This window comes from Pacificoceanicola niger, assembly GCF_048553275.1.
Lineage (GTDB): Bacteria > Pseudomonadota > Alphaproteobacteria > Rhodobacterales > Rhodobacteraceae > Pacificoceanicola.
In genome coordinates this window covers 46,661-62,362 of record NZ_JBLZMW010000008.1, presented here as the reverse complement: position 1 = coordinate 62,362, position 15,702 = coordinate 46,661, and the positions used below count along the sequence as shown (strand labels likewise).

The 15,702-nt window shown below is 61.2% G+C and carries 15 protein-coding genes; 4 read left to right on the top strand and 11 right to left on the bottom strand.

Annotation, left to right across the window (positions count from 1 at the left end):
• Nucleotides 1-331: 331 nt before the first annotated feature.
• Genes ccoP through ccoN form a run of 4 tightly spaced genes read right to left on the bottom strand, consistent with a single transcriptional unit; the run spans nt 332 to nt 3,798 of the window.
• Nucleotides 332-1,225, bottom strand: coding sequence for a cytochrome-c oxidase, cbb3-type subunit III (gene ccoP, locus ACN2XU_RS11805; RefSeq protein WP_419410645.1), 894 nt, complete (start codon nt 1,223-1,225; stop codon nt 332-334).
• Nucleotides 1,226-1,237: 12 nt separating this feature from the next.
• Nucleotides 1,238-1,429 (bottom strand): cbb3-type cytochrome c oxidase subunit 3, encoded by a 192-nt coding sequence (locus ACN2XU_RS11800; RefSeq protein WP_419410644.1) that lies wholly within the window; start codon nt 1,427-1,429, stop codon nt 1,238-1,240.
• 11 nt (nt 1,430-1,440) lie between these two features.
• The gene (ccoO, locus tag ACN2XU_RS11795) at nt 1,441-2,169 is read right to left on the bottom strand and encodes a cytochrome-c oxidase, cbb3-type subunit II (protein ID WP_419410643.1); all 729 of its coding nucleotides are present in this window, start codon (nt 2,167-2,169) and stop codon (nt 1,441-1,443) included.
• Nucleotides 2,170-2,184: 15 nt separating this feature from the next.
• Complete coding sequence (ccoN, locus tag ACN2XU_RS11790) at nt 2,185-3,798, bottom strand: cytochrome-c oxidase, cbb3-type subunit I (protein ID WP_419410642.1); 1,614 nt, start codon at nt 3,796-3,798, stop codon at nt 2,185-2,187.
• Between the two features lie 214 nt (nt 3,799-4,012).
• Here ccoN and ACN2XU_RS11785 point away from each other — a divergent pair, with 214 nt between their 5' ends.
• Entirely contained in the window at nt 4,013-4,852 is an 840-nt protein-coding gene (locus tag ACN2XU_RS11785) for a universal stress protein (protein ID WP_419410641.1), read from the top strand.
• 95 nt (nt 4,853-4,947) lie between these two features.
• Here the strand turns inward: ACN2XU_RS11785 and fnrL are convergent, their stop codons facing one another.
• A complete protein-coding gene (fnrL, locus tag ACN2XU_RS11780; protein ID WP_419410640.1) occupies nt 4,948-5,694 on the bottom strand; it encodes a transcriptional regulator FnrL in 747 nt (248 codons plus the stop codon).
• 61 nt (nt 5,695-5,755) lie between these two features.
• Between fnrL and hemN the strand changes: the two genes are divergently transcribed.
• Nucleotides 5,756-7,111, top strand: coding sequence for an oxygen-independent coproporphyrinogen III oxidase (hemN, locus tag ACN2XU_RS11775; RefSeq protein ID WP_419410639.1), 1,356 nt, complete (start codon nt 5,756-5,758; stop codon nt 7,109-7,111).
• A 29-nt stretch (nt 7,112-7,140) separates the two neighbouring features.
• Here the strand turns inward: hemN and ACN2XU_RS11770 are convergent, their stop codons facing one another.
• The 5 genes from ACN2XU_RS11770 to ACN2XU_RS11750 all read right to left on the bottom strand — a co-directional run bounded on the left by ACN2XU_RS11770 (nt 7,141) and on the right by ACN2XU_RS11750 (nt 13,632).
• The gene (locus tag ACN2XU_RS11770) at nt 7,141-8,736 is read right to left on the bottom strand and encodes an ABC transporter ATP-binding protein (RefSeq protein WP_419410638.1); all 1,596 of its coding nucleotides are present in this window, start codon (nt 8,734-8,736) and stop codon (nt 7,141-7,143) included.
• Nucleotides 8,733-9,926 carry an ABC transporter permease gene (locus ACN2XU_RS11765; protein WP_419410637.1) on the bottom strand — a complete coding sequence of 398 codons (1,194 nt, stop codon included), beginning with the start codon at nt 9,924-9,926 and terminating at the stop codon, nt 8,733-8,735. Before ACN2XU_RS11765 ends, ACN2XU_RS11770 begins: the two co-directional genes overlap by 4 nt.
• A gap of 3 nt (nt 9,927-9,929) precedes the next feature.
• Nucleotides 9,930-11,003: a microcin C ABC transporter permease YejB gene (locus ACN2XU_RS11760; RefSeq protein WP_419410636.1), complete on the bottom strand. Its 1,074-nt coding sequence runs from the start codon at nt 11,001-11,003 to the stop codon at nt 9,930-9,932.
• Nucleotides 11,004-11,009: 6 nt separating this feature from the next.
• Nucleotides 11,010-12,917, bottom strand: a complete 1,908-nt coding sequence (locus ACN2XU_RS11755; protein ID WP_419410635.1) for an extracellular solute-binding protein — start codon at nt 12,915-12,917, stop codon at nt 11,010-11,012.
• 202 nt (nt 12,918-13,119) lie between these two features.
• Nucleotides 13,120-13,632 (bottom strand): c-type cytochrome, encoded by a 513-nt coding sequence (locus ACN2XU_RS11750; protein ID WP_419410634.1) that lies wholly within the window; start codon nt 13,630-13,632, stop codon nt 13,120-13,122.
• Nucleotides 13,633-13,755: 123 nt separating this feature from the next.
• Here ACN2XU_RS11750 and ACN2XU_RS11745 point away from each other — a divergent pair, with 123 nt between their 5' ends.
• A complete protein-coding gene (locus tag ACN2XU_RS11745) occupies nt 13,756-14,589 on the top strand; it encodes a prephenate dehydratase (protein ID WP_419410633.1) in 834 nt (277 codons plus the stop codon).
• 24 nt (nt 14,590-14,613) lie between these two features.
• Here the strand turns inward: ACN2XU_RS11745 and ACN2XU_RS11740 are convergent, their stop codons facing one another.
• A complete protein-coding gene (locus ACN2XU_RS11740; protein ID WP_419410632.1) occupies nt 14,614-15,066 on the bottom strand; it encodes a methylated-DNA--[protein]-cysteine S-methyltransferase in 453 nt (150 codons plus the stop codon).
• 106 nt (nt 15,067-15,172) lie between these two features.
• Here ACN2XU_RS11740 and ACN2XU_RS11735 point away from each other — a divergent pair, with 106 nt between their 5' ends.
• Nucleotides 15,173-15,670 (top strand): hypothetical protein, encoded by a 498-nt coding sequence (locus tag ACN2XU_RS11735; protein WP_419410631.1) that lies wholly within the window; start codon nt 15,173-15,175, stop codon nt 15,668-15,670.
• Nucleotides 15,671-15,702: the final 32 nt, after the last annotated feature.

Sequence of the window (15,702 nt, the reverse complement as noted above, 5' to 3'; positions counted from 1 at the left end):
GCTGAAACGTCGGGGGTGGTGGCGGGCGGGATGAGGAAAGGACGCCGGTGCTTCAGGAAACGCGCGAACAGGACGAAGCACCGGCGCCAGGACCCTGCCTTTGGAGCGGGGTTTTCATGTGATCCGGGGAAGCCCCCTGATCTATGCCACGAGTGTCGCGCGTTTGCCGGCATGAATCATTGATGCAAATCAAATCCTTCACACCCATACGCAGGTTTTTGAATATTATTTCGAATACATGTTTCCATCTGGCGCAGCCGGGCAATGGGCCAATAGAAAACGGGCCGGAGATTACCCCGGCCCGCGTCGCGATCTGAAGGGACGTCAGATCTTATTCGCCGCCACCGAGACCGTGGACATAGGTCGCCACGGCGCGAATCTCGGCTTCGGAGAGGCGCTCGTTCCAGTTCGGCATGACGCCATAGCGGGAGTTCATGACCGTCTCGTGGATGGCGTCATAGCTGCCACCATAGAGCCAGATCTGATCGTTCAGCACCGGTGCGCCCTGCATCCGGTCACCGCCACCATTCTCGCCGTGGCAGGAGGCGCAGTTGTTGAGGAAGACCTCTTCGCCTGCGGCGGCCATCTCGGCGTTCTTGGGTTCCGCGCCTGAGAGCGTCATGACGTAATTGACCACTTGCTCGATCTGCTCGGGCTCAAGCAGCTCGTCGCGACCAAAAGCGGGCATCTGCGATTGCCGCAGCCAGTCTTCGTCAGACGGCTGGCGGATACCGACGCTGATCGTGGTGTGAATGTCCTCGATCGTGCCGCCCCAGAGCCAGTCGTCGTCCTGCAGGCTGGGATAGCCGGCTGCCCAACCCGGTTCGCTGGAGCCGTTGGCACCGCGTCCGTGGCATTGCACACACCAGCTGTTGAACACGGCCTCGCCTGCGTTGCGGGCATAGGTGTTCAGCTCGGGATCGGCGGCGATCTCGGTCAGCTCGACAGACGAGAGCCGTTCGTTGATCGCGGCGTTGGCTTCCTCGACGACCGCGATCTCCTCTGCGACCTCGGCGCGCGTGGAATAGCCAAGCACACCGGCCGTCGCCGAATTCACCAACGGCCAGGCCGGGTAGGCGATGGTATAGCCAATGCCCCAGACGATACAGGCATAGAAGGTATACAGCCACCAGCGCGGGAGCGGTTTGTTGTACTCCTTGATGCCGTCCCAGCTGTGTCCCGTCGTCTCATAGTCGAGATCGTCGTTGTTCTTGTTGTCACTCATGTCCCGGCCTCCTTATTCGGCTGGTTTGTCGCCCGTGACGGGCGCAGGGCGATCATCATGGCGAAAGGGAATGTTGGCCGTGTCCTGATGAACCGAGGAAGAACCGGGCCGCATGGCCCAGATTACGATCCCCAGGAAAAAGGCGAACATCGCCAGAAGCGCCCAGCTGTCTGCGAGTTGGCGCAGGAAAGAATAGTGTTCCATCTGCTGTCTCCTCAGCGGCTTGCGTCAGGGGTGAAGGTCGAGAAGTCGACCAAGGTGCCCAGCATTTGCAGATAGGCGATCAGTGCGTCCGCCTCCGATATGCCCGGCTGTCCATCGAAGTTGCGCACGTTCACGTTCTCCCCGTAGCGCTCCATGAGACCGTCATAATCGCTCTCCGGGTCCGCCTGTGCGGCGAAATCGGCGCGGGCGGTTTCGATCATCTCGTCGGAATAGGGCACACCGACAAACGCGTTGGTGGCCATCAGATCACCTATGTACTCGCCTTCGATCATGCGGGTTTCAAGGAAACCGTACTTGGGCATGACCGACTCCGGCACCACCGATTGCGGGTTGCGCAGGTGGTCGACGTGCCATTCGTCCGAATAGCGGCCGCCGACGCGGGCGAGGTCCGGACCGGTGCGTTTGGACCCCCACTGGAACGGATGGTCGTACTGCGACTCCGCCGCCAGAGAGTAGTGGCCATAGCGTTCCACCTCGTCACGCATCGGGCGGATCATCTGACTGTGACAGACATAGCAGCCTTCACGGATATAGATGTCGCGCCCCGCCAGCTCCAGCGGCGTGTAGGGACGCATGCCTTCGACGTCTTCGATGGTATTGTCGAGATAGAAGAGCGGAACAATCTGCACCAGCCCCCCGATCGTCACCGTGAGGAAGGCAAAGATGGCCAGCAGGGTGACGTTCTTCTCGAGGACGGCGTGTTTGTCTAGAATTGCCATTGGATCCGGTCCTCCTTATTCGGCCGGCGTGGCATGGGCCGCGGCGGTGCTGGCTTCTACGGCCGGCGAGCGCTTTGCGGTCATCCACAGATTGTAGCACATGATCAGGGCACCGGCGACATACATGCCACCGCCAAGAGCGCGGACAACGTACATCGGGAACTTTGCGGCGACGGTGTCGGCGAAGGAGTTCACGAGGAAGCCGTTCGCATCCACCTCACGCCACAACAGGCCTTCCATGATGCCGGTCACCCACATGGAGGCGGCGTAGAAGACGATGCCGATGGTGGCGAGCCAGAAGTGCCAGGACACCATGCTGAGCGAGTACAGGCGTTGACGGTTCCAGAGCTTCGGCACGAGGAAGTAGAGCGCGCCAAAGGTGATCATGCCGTTCCAGCCAAGCGCGCCGGAGTGGACGTGACCGATGGTCCAGTCGGTGTAGTGCGACAGCGAGTTGACCGCGCGGATCGACATCATCGGGCCTTCGAAGGTCGACATGCCGTAGAAGCCGATGGAGATCACCATCATGCGGATCACCGGGTCGGTGCGCAGCTTGTCCCATGCGCCCGAGAGCGTCATCAGACCGTTGATCATCCCGCCCCAGGACGGCATCCACAGCACGATGGAGAACACCATGCCAAGGGTCGACGCCCAGTCAGGCAGCGCGGTATAGTGCAGGTGGTGCGGACCGGCCCAGATATAGAGGAAGATCAGCGCCCAGAAGTGAATGATCGACAACTTGTAGCTGAACACCGGACGTTCGGCCTGCTTCGGCACGAAGTAGTACATCATGCCAAGGAAGCCGGCGGTCAGGAAGAAGCCCACGGCATTATGGCCGTACCACCACTGGACCATGGCGTCCTGCACACCCGAGAAGACCTGAACCGACTTGCTGCCCCAGATCGAAACCGGAATGCTAAGGTTGTTGAACACGTGCAGCATGGCGACGGTCAGGATGAAGGACAGGTAAAACCAGTTGGCGACGTAGATATGCGGCTCCTTGCGGCGCACGATCGTACCGACGAACACGGCGAGATAGACCAGCCAGACGATGGTCAGCCACAGATCGACGTACCATTCCGGCTCTGCGTATTCCTTGGATTGGGTGCCACCCAGAAGGTACCCTGTCGCTGCGAGAACGATGAACAGGTTGTAGCCCCAGAACACGAACCAAGCCGCGTTGCCGCCCCAGAGGCGCGCCGCCGAAGTCCGTTGAACCACGTAGAAGGACGTCGCGATCAGGGCGTTGCCGCCAAAGGCGAAAATCACCGCAGAGGTGTGCAGCGGGCGCAGGCGTCCGAAGTTCGCGTAGCCCTGTGCCCAATCAAAGTTGAGCACCGGAAACGCAAGCTGCGCTGCGATGAACGTCCCGGCGAGGAAGCCGATGACACCCCAGAAGGCGGTTGCGATCACGCCGGCGCGCACGACGCCGTCCATGTATTCGTTTTGTGGATGCACTGCGATCACATCCTCATCGGTGTTGCGCAGTGTCCAGATGAAAAGCCCGGCCGCGACCAGCAGAATGATGAACGCGTGGACCTGATAAGCCAGATCGCGGGCATAGTTGGTGGCGACCATCGCGAAAATCACCACCAAACCAAGCGCGATGAGCTTGATATAATTCGACATTGTTCGTCCCTTCGTCTTCCCTGCGCGATTCGGATTTCCGGCAGGCGGTTATTAGACTGTCGGCGTTGTGCGATACTCGGGTAAAGAGGACCTTGATCTGCATCAATGGATTGGCGGTTGGCACTTGATGCGTGTCAATGTGATGCGTTTGGAGCGGCTGTAGCCTGTTTTGGAGCAACCCTGCCTTGTGACCGAGGAAACGCGAGGATTTCCCATGAGCTACAAAACGATACTGACCGTCGTCACCGATCCTGATCTGGCCGAAAGCACCGTTGAGCATGCCGTTTCGGTGGCACAGGGGGCTGATGCCCATCTCGATGTCATGTGCCTTGGCGTGGATCGCACGCAGACCGGGTATTACTATGCCGGGGCCAACGCGATGGTCCTGCAGGAAACGCTGAACCGTGCCACGACCGAAGCCGATGCGCTTGCGCAGCAGGTCAAACAGATCCTTGGCCGGTTCGATGTGCGCTGGGCCGTGGTGCATGGCGTGGCGCAGCTTGCCGATATTGGACGCCATGTCGCGGCGCACGCGCGGTTTTCGGACCTTGTCGTGCTGCCCAAGCCATACGGACCCAATCGCGGCGTCGAGCTGGAACCGGTTGTCGAGGGTGCGATGTTCGACGGGCAGGTGCCTGTGGTGGTCGTGCCCGACGATGTCGATCCTCCGAGAAGCCCAAAGCGCATTGTGATCGGCTGGAACGAAAGCTCTGAAGCGCTGCGTGCCGTACGGGCCGCCCTGCCAATCCTGCGCCGCGCCGATGCGGTGCATGTGGTGGTCATTGATCCGCCGCAGCATGGGCCGAGCCGCTCTGATCCGGGCGGCATGCTGTCACAGTTTCTGGTGCGGCACGGCGTAAGGGCGGAGATCGACGTTCTGTCGAAGACGATGCCACGGCTGTCGGATGTGTTGATGCGCCATGCCACGGATGTGAACGCCGAAATGGTGGTCATGGGAGCCTACGGGCACTCGCGCTTCCGCGAAGCGATCCTCGGCGGGGCGACGCGCAACATGCTGGAACAGGCCAACCTGACGGTCTTCATGGCGCATTGAAGCGACCGGGTGGGCGGGCGCCTCTCGCCGCCTGCGCGGCATCGCCCGCCCACCGACCCGCAGAGGCCTGCGCGCAATTCCAAGGCTGATCCGGATCAGGCGAACACGCCACCGTCGGCATCGTCGCCAGCTTCATCGAGCAGGCGCCCCATGTCCGGAATGGTCACATGGCGCTTGCCTTCTAGAACGATCACGCCGTCCCGTTTCAAAGCGGAGATCTGGCGGCTGACGGTTTCAAGGGTCAGCCCGAGGTAATCGGCCATGGCCTCCCGCGTAAGGGGGAGGTCAAAAACCAGCGGTCCGTCGGACCCCTTGAGGTTGAGCGACGCATCGCGCCGCGCGATGATGGAGAGGAGCGAGGCGATCTTTTCCCGCGCAGTCTTGCGTCCCAGAACCAGCATCCATTCCCGCGCCGCATCCAGCTCGTCCAGTGTCATTTCCAGCAGCCGTTGAGCGATATGCGGGGTGCGCGCCATCATGTCTTCGAAAGGCGTCTTGCGGAAGCAGCACATCACCAGGTCGGTGGTTGCGACCACGTCATACGCGGCGGTTTCCCGGCCCGGACGTCCGACAAAATCGGAGGGCAGCAAAAGGCCGACCATCTGCGTGCGACCATCTTCCATGGTTTGCGTCAGCGTCGCGATTCCCGATACGACCGATCCGACGAATTCCATGCGATCCCCCGACCAGATAACGGTCTGGCCGGCTTCGAACTTGCGATAATACTTGATGTCCTCAAGACGCTCCAGCTCATCGCTCTCGCATCGCGCACAGACGGCCCGATGGCGGATCGGGCAGCTGTCGCAATGCTGGGAGGTCGCAAGGCTTCGGTCATTCAGCATGGTTTTTCCGTTTTGATCTGGGTCAAGGTCCGGCACCTTTTCTCGCACTAAGTGTACGCGCATGGATACGCGAACACAACTCGCCCGCCTGGGCCTCTTTGACGCGAAAGTACCGCGTTACACCTCCTACCCTACCGCGCCGCAGTTTGCCGGCGGGGTGGGGCCTGACACCTTTGTTCGGTGGATCGAGGCGTTGCCCGAGAATGGCGAAATTTCCCTTTATTTACATATTCCTTTTTGTCGCAGGCTCTGCTGGTTCTGCGCCTGCCGCACGCAGGGCACGTCCACGCTGAGCCCGGTGGAGGCCTATGTCGAGACGCTCAAGGCGGAGTTGGCCCTTCTGCGCCGTCATCTGCCTAAGGGTGTAAAATTGTCGCGGTTGCACTGGGGCGGGGGCACACCGACGCTTTTGTCGCCGGATATGATGAAGGGTTTGATCGAAGCCATCCGCGAGGTTGCGGATTTCGCCGAAGGAGCCGAGTTCTCCGTCGAAATCGACCCCAATGAGGTGGACGGGGCACGACTGGATGTGCTGGCGGCGAACGGGATGAACCGGGCGTCGATCGGTGTGCAGGACTTCGATCCGCAGATCCAGGAAACCATTGGTCGCCCGCAGAGCTTTGACATCACGCGGCAGGCCGTGGACCTGATCCGGGAGCGCGGCGTGAGCAGTCTGAATGCCGACATCCTGTTCGGCCTGCCGGATCAATCGCTGGCCCGGATCACCGAAACGGTGCAAAAGCTGCTGAGCTTCAACCCGGATCGCGTGGCGCTCTATGGCTATGCGCATGTGCCTTGGATGGCCAAGCGGCAGCAGATGATCCCGTCGGAGTCGCTGCCGACACCGGCCGAGCGCCTCGCACTTTTTGAAACCGCGCAACGTCTGTTTCTGTGGGACGGCTACGAGGACGTTGGCATCGACCATTTTGCGCAGCCATCGGACGGGTTGGCGATTGCGCGTAAGGTGGGCAAACTGCGGCGTAATTTCCAGGGCTATACCGACGACACGGCCACGGCGTTGATCGGTATCGGGGCGTCGTCGATCTCGCGGTTCCCGCAGGGGTTCGCCCAAAACGCATCGGGCACCTCAGCCCATACCAACGCGATAAGGAGTGGGTCGTTCTCGACGGCGCGTGGACATGTCTTCCAGGGCGAGGATCTGCTGCGCAGCCGTTTGATCGAGATGATCATGTGCGATTTCCGGATCGACATCGCTGAAATCCTGCAGCAATTCCAGATTTCCCGCCCGGCGCTCATGGCGATGCTGCGGGATGCGTCCGGGCAGTTTGAAGACCTGCTGCACCTCAGCGATGAGGCGCTGGTCGTTCCCGTCCATGCCCGCCCCCTGACGCGGATGGTGGCGCGGGCTTTCGATGCCTACGATCTCAGCAAGGCCGGGCACAGCTCCGCGATCTGAGCCCGTTGCCCTGCGTTCGGCAGGACCGGTCAGGTGGCGGGTTCAAGGAACGCCGCATCGAACAGCGCCCGGGTGTAGGCATCCTTCGGGTTGGCGAACACCTCTGCGGCGTCGCTGGCCTCGACCACATCGCCCTGTTTCATCACGATGACCTTGTGACTCATGGCGCGCACCACCTTCAGGTCGTGGCTGATGAACAGGTAGGCGAGGTTGTGCTTGGCCTGCAGTTTGCGCAGCAGATCAACGATCTGCACCTGCACCGTCATATCGAGTGCGCTCGTCGGTTCGTCCAGAACAACCAGCCGGGGGCGCAGCACCATGGCGCGGGCGATGGCGATGCGCTGGCGCTGGCCGCCGGAAAACTCGTGTGGATAGCGGTGCATGGTGGCCGGATCGAGGCCAACCTCAAGCATCACCTCTGTTACGGCCTCGCGGTGGGGGCGGCCATCGGGCGAGCCGTGGACTCCAAGGCCTTCTGCGATGATCTGTTCGCAGGTCATGCGCGGGCTGAGGCTGCCGAAAGGGTCCTGAAAAACGATCTGCATCTCCGAGCGCAAACGGCGTAGTTCGCGCGTCGACCATTGGCGTACATCCTGCCCGCGATAGGTTATGCCGCCCTCCGACTGGATCAGCCGCATGATGGCCAGTGCGAGCGTGGTCTTGCCCGAGCCGCTCTCTCCCACGATGCCCACGGTCTCCCCGGCGCGCACAGACATGCTTGCGTCATTGACCGCCTTTACATAACCGACCGTGCGTTTGAGCAGGCCCTTCTGGATCGGAAACCAGATTTTCAGATGATCGGTCCGCGCGATCTCTTCCGCGCCTTCCGCCACCGGCTCAGGCAGGCCGGTGCTTTCGGCCGACAACAGCATCTGCGTATAGGCGTGCCGTGGATTCTCGAAGATTTCCTGCGTCGGCCCCTGTTCGACGATCTCGCCATCCTTCATCACGCAGACCCGGTCGGCGAATTTGCGCACGATGGTCAGATCATGGGTGATGAACAGCAGGCTCATGGACTCCGCGTCCTTCAGGTCGGCAAGCAGCTGCAGGATCTGCGCCTGGATCGTCACGTCGAGCGCCGTGGTCGGCTCGTCCGCGATCAACAGGTCCGGCCCATTGGCGAGCGCCATGGCGATCATGACACGCTGCCGCTGCCCGCCGGACAGCTGGTGCGGATAGGAGGACAGGCGGCTTTCGGGATCGCGGATGCCGACCTTGTTGAGCAGATCGATGATCCGGGTTCGCGCTTTGTCGCCGCTCAGCCCCTGATGCAGCAGGAGGCTTTCGGCCAGCTGCTTTTCCAGCGTGTGCAGCGGGTTGAGCGAGGTCATCGGCTCCTGGAAAATAAAGCTGATGTCATTGCCGCGAACCTTGCGCAGGAGCGTGTCCGCAGCGCCGATCATTTGTTGCCCTTCGTAGACGACAGACCCCTCGACATGCGCGGCATCGCCCAGCAGCGAGACAGTCGACAACGCAGTAACCGACTTGCCCGAGCCGCTCTCCCCGACAAGTGCGACCGTCTCGCCGCGCGCGACGTGAAAGCTGACGCCTTTGACAGCCATGTTGCTTTGCCCGTTCTGTCGGAACGTGACCTTGAGGTCCTTCACTTCGAGGATATTGCTCATGAGAAGGTCTTTCGCGGATCGAACGCATCGCGCACGCCTTCGAAGATGAAGACGAGCAGGGAGAGCATCACCGCAAAGACGATGAAGGCGGTGAAGGCAAGCCATGGTGCCTGCAGGTTCTGCTTGGCCTGCAGGGTCAGCTCGCCGAGGCTCGGAGCGGAGGAAGGCAGACCGAAACCGAGAAAATCGAGGCCTGCCAGCATGGCGATCGTGCCGGTTACGATGAACGGCAGCATCGTCAACGTCGCCACCATGGCGTTGGGCAGCATATGTCGGAACATGATCGTCCAGTTCGACACGCCAAGAGCCCGTGCGGCGCGCACATATTCGAGGTTCCGCGCGCGCAGGAATTCGGCGCGGACCACACCGACAAGCGCCGTCCAGCCAAACAGGATCGACAGGATGACCAGAAGCCAGAAACTTCGTCCCAGGATCGCAAAGAGGATGATGATCACGTAGATCGACGGAGTCGCGCCCCAGATTTCAATGAGGCGTTGGAAGATCAGGTCGAGCCAGCCGCCAAAGAAGCCCTGCAACGCGCCGGCGACGATGCCGAGGATGGAGGCACACACCGTGACAATCAACGTGAAGAGGATCGACAGCCGGAAGCCATAGATCACCCGAGCCAGAACGTCCCGTTTGGTGTCATCAGTGCCAAGCCAGTTTTGCCCGTTCGGCGGCAGGGGCGCGGCGCCGGGGCGGTCGACGGGGGTGTTGTAGCTGTAGGGAACAACCGGCCAGAGCATCCAGCCCTTCTTGAAATCGCCATCGAGCGTTTCGCCGTTGTCCACCGCCTCGATCAGCGCCTCGGGCTCGTCGAAGCACTCTTCAAGACCACCGGTCCGGATCAGGCAGCGCACTTCGGGATCGCGGTATGCCGCCTCTGTCCGGAAATCGCCGCCAAAGGCTGTCTCCGGATAGAAGCTGAAGATCGGGGTGAAATGCGCGCCCCGATAGTTGACGAGGATCGGTTTGTCGTTCGCGATGAACTCCGCAAAGAGCGACAACACGAACAAGACCAGAAAGATCCAGAGCGACCAGAAGGCGCGTCCATTGCGGCGAAAATTCCGCCAGCGGCGTTTGTTCAATGGAGAGAGGGTGAAACGACCGCGGGTCTGCGGAACTGGCGGTGCGCCGGGTTCGGGCTGCGCCCGGATACCATCGTGATGGGGAGCTGGTTCAAGAGACATGCCTCAGCCCTCCCGCTTTTCAAAGTCGATGCGCGGATCGACGAAGACATACATCAGGTCGGACAGGATGTTCACCAGCAGCCCGATCATGCCAAAGATGAAAAGCGTGCCGAAGATCACCGGATAATCACGCGCTACGGCTGCCTCGAACCCGAGCCGCCCGAGACCGTCGAGCGAGAAGATGGTTTCGATGATCAGCGAGCTGCCAAAGAACACGCCGACAAAGACCGCCGGGAAGCCGGCAATCACGATCAGCATCGCGTTGCGGAAGATATGACCATAGAGGACACGGCTTTCGCTCAGGCCCTTGGCGCGGGCGGTGATGACATAATGCTTCTTGATTTCGTCAAGGAAGCTGTTCTTGGTCAGCAGGGTCAGTGTGGCAAAGGCCGAGATCGTCGAGGCGATGACGGGCAGGGTGATATGCCAGAAGTAATCACCGATCTTGCCGATCAGGCTCAGCTCATCGAAATTGTCTGACGTCAGCCCCCGGAGCGGGAAGATCTGCCAGTAACTGCCACCGGCAAAGAGCACAAGCAGCAGGATGGCGAACAGGAACCCGGGGATCGCATAGGCCACGATGATCGCGCCGGAGGTCCATGTGTCAAAGCTGCTGCCATCCTTGACGGCTTTTCGGATGCCAAGCGGAATCGAGATGAGATAGGCGATCAGTGTGGACCACAGGCCAAGGCTGATCGAAACCGGCATCTTTTCCAGAACGAGGTCGATCACGCTGATCGAACGAAAGTAGCTCTCTCCGAAATCGAGCGTCATGTAGTTCCACATCATGTTCAGAAAGCGTTCGAGCGGCGGCTTGTCAAAGCCGAACTCCTTTTCGAGCTGGGCAATGAACTCCGGCGGCAGACCGCGTCGGCCCACGCCTTCCTCGCCGGCGGAGGCCACTTCTCCGCCCCCGCCCGCGATGCCCTGGAACACGTCCCCTTCGCCCTCGATCTGCGCCATGATCTGTTCGATCGGTCCGCCGGGGACGAACTGGACGAGGGCAAAGTTGATGATCATGATCCCGATCAAGGTCGGAATGATGAGCAGAATGCGTCTTAGGATATATGCGCCCATGGCGGATTAAAGCGCCCCTGCATCGCGAAGACGCTGTGCCTTGTCTTCATCCCACCACCAGATGGAGGTTTCCCCCATCGACAGCGGCGGCGGGTTGTCGGCGTAGGGGCGGCCGAACACGTCGCGATAAGCGATGTTGTGCACACCCTTGTACCATTGCGGCACCCAGATGTGCATGGCGCGCAGAACCCGGTCCAGCGCGCGCACGGCAACGTCGAGTTCTTCGCGGCTCTGAGCGTCGGCGATGATGCGGATCAGCTTGTCGACACCTTCGTTCTGCAGGCCCGCGACATTCGCGGTCCCGGGCGCGTTGACCGAATCCGATCCAAAGATCTGGCGCAGCTCATCACCGGGGGTTTGCGACATCGCGAAACGCTGGGTCACCATGTCATAGTCGAAGTTCTTTTCGCGTTCCTGGCTTTCCGCCGGATCGACCCGGTTGAGAACCGCGTCAATGCCGAGGCGCTTGAGGTTCTCGATGTAGGGGTTGATGATACGGTCAAAGCTCGGGCTGTCGTTGAGCACTTCAAGCGTCAGTTTCTGTCCGTCCTTGTAGCGGATGCCGTCGTCCCCAACGATCCAGCCTGCCTCTTCCAGAAGCCGCCCCGCGCGGCGCAGAGTGCGGCGGTCGGCGAGTTCATCGGCGCTGGACGTGGCCGGAACGAAGGCCTCTTCGGTAAAGACGCTCTCCGGGAAGTGCTCACGCAATGGTTCGAGCAGGGCGAGCTCTGCTTCGGTCGGCATGCCGCTCGCTTGCAGGGTTCGGGAGTTTTCCCAAAAGCTGTCCGTCCGCTCATAGAGGCCGTAGAACAGGCTTTCGTTCGACCACTCAAAGTTGAAGGCCATGCCGATCGCTTCGCGCACACGTGGATCGCTGAACTTGTCGCGGCGCAGGTTGAACCAAAAGCCCTGCGTGCCAGCGGGACGCCCATCCGGCAGGTCCTCCTTGATGACGTAGCCGTCGTTCAACGCTGGAAAATCATACCCGGTGCCCCAGACCTTGGAGCTGTATTCCTCACGGAACAAATAGGCGCCGCCCTTGAAGGCCTCGAACGCGGTTGTGTAGTCGGCGAAGTACTCGAACTTGAGGATCTCGAAGTTGTTTTGGCCGATGTTCACGGGCAGATCCTTGGCCCAGTAGTCGTCACGCAGGCGATAGCTGACGGACGTGCCAGGCTCGATCTTGTCGAGCAGATACGGGCCAGAGCCGAGTGGCGGCTCAAGACTGCTTTCGGTGAAATCGACGGTTTCGTAATAGGCCTCGGACAGGATCGGAATGGTGCCTGCCGTCATCAGAAGTTCGCGCAGCGGACCGTCAGGGTCAAACGTGAACTTGACAGTGAAGTCGTCCAGCGCCTCGACCTTTGTGAAGTCCTTGTAGGCGAGCCTGTAGCTAGGACGCCCCTGCTCCACGAGGGTTTCATAGGAGAAGACCACATCGTGGGCCGTGACCTGGGAGCCATCGCTGAACTTGGCCTCGGGGCGCATGTGGAAGATGACCCACTCGCGGTTTTCCGGATATTCGAGGCTTTCGGCGACAAGGCCGTACATGGCGTCCGGCTCTTCGAGGTTGCCGGTCATCAGCGAGTCGTAGAAGACAGTGGCTCCTGCGGCTGCGTTGCCTTTGATGATGAACGGGGTCAGGCTGTCGAACGTGCCGGAGGTCCAGGTCGAGAACTCGCCGCCCTTGGGCGCGTCCGGGTTCACGTAGTCGAAATGGCTGAAGTCGGCGTCGTATTTGAGATCGCCGAATGTCGACACGCCATGCGCCGAAATGACGTCGTCCTGCGCGGAAGCAAAAGTCGCGGCAAAGGCCAACACCAGCGCGCCGAGCGCAAGGCTTGTGAGTTTCATGCCGGTTGGTCGGGACTTGGTCTGGCTGATGCTCTGGCTGCGGGCTCGGGTCCGATCCATGTGCTCTCCCTGTTTGTTGTCTGCCAATTCCGGCCTGTTAACCATGTTATTGGGTCTAGCCTTGCATTGATCAAGTTGAGATTGCGTAAACGTGAGAGTTGCGGCGCGGCGCGTGTGTGACAACCCCGATGACGACAAATTGCACGAAAAAAGGCCACACCCGGGAAGGTGCGGCCCTCAAAAAATCGGCTACGAGCGAAGATCAGCCTTCCAGCGTCTGGAGATAGGCGATCAGGTTCGCGCGGTCTGTGTCCTTCGGCAGCCCGTTGAAGCCCATGGTGGTTCCGGGTGCGGCGCTCTTGGGGCTGGTCAGGAAGGTGTTCAGGTGCTCCGGGGTCCAAACATCACCAACCTGCTCAAGCGCACCGGAGTAGCCAAAGCCCGCGACAGAGTCGATTTCACGACCCACGACACCGTTGAGGTGCGGACCGGTTGCGTCGGTGCCGTCGATCTTGTGGCAGGCCCGGCACTTGCCGAACACCTTTTCGCCTTTTGCCGGGTCGGCCGAGGCAAGCAGGGTTGCAAAGTCCACGGTTTCCTCCGGTTCGGCGGAGCCGGTGTCAGCAACCTCGATCACATAGGACGCCGTCTGCTCGCCGCCGTGGCCACCGCCGGTGTGATAAAGCGCTTCAGCGCCCCATTTGCCCAGCAGGAACACCAGAAATGTGCCGCAGACCCCGCCCACGATTTTTGTGAAAGTCATCGTATCAAGCATGAGAAGCCCTGTTCGTCTGAAACTTGGTTCGGCGGGTATCTACGGCTTCCCTTCGCACATGGCAAGGTATAGAAGCCGCGACCAATCGCCCGATGCCGGGATTTCTGCTTGGGGAGCATGTCCATGACCAAACGCATAGCCTTTCAGGGCGAGCTTGGCGCCTATTCTCATCAGGCCTGTGCGGAGGCGCGCCCGGATATGGAGGCGCTGCCCTGCAAGACCTTCGAAGATGTGATCGAGGCGGTGCGCTCCGGAGTGGCGGAGCTGGCCATGCTGCCGGTCGAGAACACCACCTATGGCCGGGTCGCGGACATTCACCGGCTGCTTCCCGAGAGTGGATTGCGCATCGTCGACGAGGCCTTCGTGCGGGTCCACATCAGCCTGATGGCGATGCCGGGGGTGCAGATCGAGGATCTCAGGAAAGTCCGCGCCCATCTGGTGCTTTTGCCGCAGGCGGCGAGCTTTCTGTCGCAATATGGCATACGCGGAGAGGCGGCTGCGGACAGCGCCGGGGCGGCGGCTGAACTGGCACAATCCGGCGCGCGGGACGAGGGCGTTCTGGCATCCGACATGGCGGCAGAGACGCATGGTCTGCAGATTCTGGCCCGGCACATCGAGGACCACGCCCACAACACAACACGGTTCCTGATCATGGGCAAGGCGGCGGATCTGTCGCGTCGGGGCGAGCATGGCATGATGACCACCTTCGTGTTTCAGGTGCGCAACATTCCAGCGGCGCTCTACAAGGCGATGGGCGGGTTTGCCACCAACGGCGTCAACATGACCAAGCTGGAAAGCTACATGGTGAGCGGGTCCTTCACCGCAACGCAGTTCTATGCCGACATCGAAGGGCATCCGGATGATCCCGCTGTCAAACGCGCGCTGGAGGAACTGGATTACTTTACGTCCGTTCTGGAAATTCTCGGGGTCTATCCGCGCGATCCGCGACGGGACTGACCCTGCGGCTCAGGTCTAGAGCGGTCAGATCAGCAAGGACGCGGCGCCTTCGTGTCGCAGCAGCTGCACCTTGGTCTCGATCCCGGTTCCGCCGGAAAATCCACCGAGGCCGGTGGCGGCCAAGACCCGATGACACGGGATGAGGATGGGAATCGGATTGCCGCCGCAGGCCTGTCCGATGGCCTGCGCAGACACGCCGAGGTCGCCGGCGAGATCGCCGTACTGCCGTGTCTCGCCTAAGGGGATCGCTTGCATGGCTTCGCAAACACGCTGCTGAAATGGGCTGGCCTTGATGTGCATCGGCAGCTCAAAGGCCAACAGACGATGCGCGGAGTAGGCGGCAATCTGGGCTTCGGCCTCCAGAAGTACAGGTGTTTTGTCCCTTGCACCATCGCGCCACATGACGCGAATGATCGCATCGTTTTCCGCGACCACGGTCATTCGGCCGAAGGGGGTGTCGAAGGCACGTTCAGGCATGGGCGCGGCCTTTGTCGGACGGGTTGCGCCACAGCATGTGACGAAGCGGTTTCAAATTCACCCGAAGACGCGGTAAAGGCAAGTCAGACACCAACAGGGGATGGGTATGGAGCAGAACGAACTGGCGCGGATCAGCGCCTCGGCGCCGCGGCGCATGATTGGCGTGGGCGCTCTGCTGGGGCTGGGCGGGTTGCTGCTCTACGTGGCGCTCGCAACGCCGATGAACAGTGTGCTGTGGCAGGGGGTGTTGTTGCTGTGCGGCCTTGTGGCGCTTTGGGCGTCGCAGATGATGTGGAAGGCCACGGGCATCACCCTGATCCTGACGGAAGACGGGCTTTTCGAAGACACCGGCACGGTGCTGGCGCTGATGGACAACATTGCAAAGGTGGACCGCTCGCCCTTTGCCTTGAAGCCGTCGAACGGGTTCCTTGTGCTTCTCAAGGAGCCGGCGCCGCGTGCATGGCGTCCGGGCCTGTGGTGGCGGACCGGCAAACGCGTGGCCATCGGCGGTGTCACATCCGGCGGCGCCACCAAACCGGTTGCCGACATCATGACCCTGCGCCTTGTGCAGCGGGCCGAAGAGGCCGCCGGCAAGAACGACTGACTCCCGGAGCATGTCCGGGGGCCTGGTCTTTC

What these genes read in the sequence shown, in the direction of transcription:
- ccoP (WP_419410645.1), bottom strand. Translation starts at nt 1,225, where the DNA reads ATGAGTGACAACAAGAACAACGACGATCTCGACTATGAGACGACGGGA.
- ACN2XU_RS11800 (WP_419410644.1), bottom strand. Translation starts at nt 1,429, where the DNA reads ATGGAACACTATTCTTTCCTGCGCCAACTCGCAGACAGCTGGGCGCTT.
- ccoO (WP_419410643.1), bottom strand. Translation starts at nt 2,169, where the DNA reads ATGGCAATTCTAGACAAACACGCCGTCCTCGAGAAGAACGTCACCCTG.
- ccoN (WP_419410642.1), bottom strand. Translation starts at nt 3,798, where the DNA reads ATGTCGAATTATATCAAGCTCATCGCGCTTGGTTTGGTGGTGATTTTC.
- ACN2XU_RS11785 (WP_419410641.1), top strand. Translation starts at nt 4,013, where the DNA reads ATGAGCTACAAAACGATACTGACCGTCGTCACCGATCCTGATCTGGCC.
- fnrL (WP_419410640.1), bottom strand. Translation starts at nt 5,694, where the DNA reads ATGCTGAATGACCGAAGCCTTGCGACCTCCCAGCATTGCGACAGCTGC.
- hemN (WP_419410639.1), top strand. Translation starts at nt 5,756, where the DNA reads ATGGATACGCGAACACAACTCGCCCGCCTGGGCCTCTTTGACGCGAAA.
- ACN2XU_RS11770 (WP_419410638.1), bottom strand. Translation starts at nt 8,736, where the DNA reads ATGAGCAATATCCTCGAAGTGAAGGACCTCAAGGTCACGTTCCGACAG.
- ACN2XU_RS11765 (WP_419410637.1), bottom strand. Translation starts at nt 9,926, where the DNA reads ATGTCTCTTGAACCAGCTCCCCATCACGATGGTATCCGGGCGCAGCCC.
- ACN2XU_RS11760 (WP_419410636.1), bottom strand. Translation starts at nt 11,003, where the DNA reads ATGGGCGCATATATCCTAAGACGCATTCTGCTCATCATTCCGACCTTG.
- ACN2XU_RS11755 (WP_419410635.1), bottom strand. Translation starts at nt 12,917, where the DNA reads ATGGATCGGACCCGAGCCCGCAGCCAGAGCATCAGCCAGACCAAGTCC.
- ACN2XU_RS11750 (WP_419410634.1), bottom strand. Translation starts at nt 13,632, where the DNA reads ATGCTTGATACGATGACTTTCACAAAAATCGTGGGCGGGGTCTGCGGC.
- ACN2XU_RS11745 (WP_419410633.1), top strand. Translation starts at nt 13,756, where the DNA reads ATGACCAAACGCATAGCCTTTCAGGGCGAGCTTGGCGCCTATTCTCAT.
- ACN2XU_RS11740 (WP_419410632.1), bottom strand. Translation starts at nt 15,066, where the DNA reads ATGCCTGAACGTGCCTTCGACACCCCCTTCGGCCGAATGACCGTGGTC.
- ACN2XU_RS11735 (WP_419410631.1), top strand. Translation starts at nt 15,173, where the DNA reads ATGGAGCAGAACGAACTGGCGCGGATCAGCGCCTCGGCGCCGCGGCGC.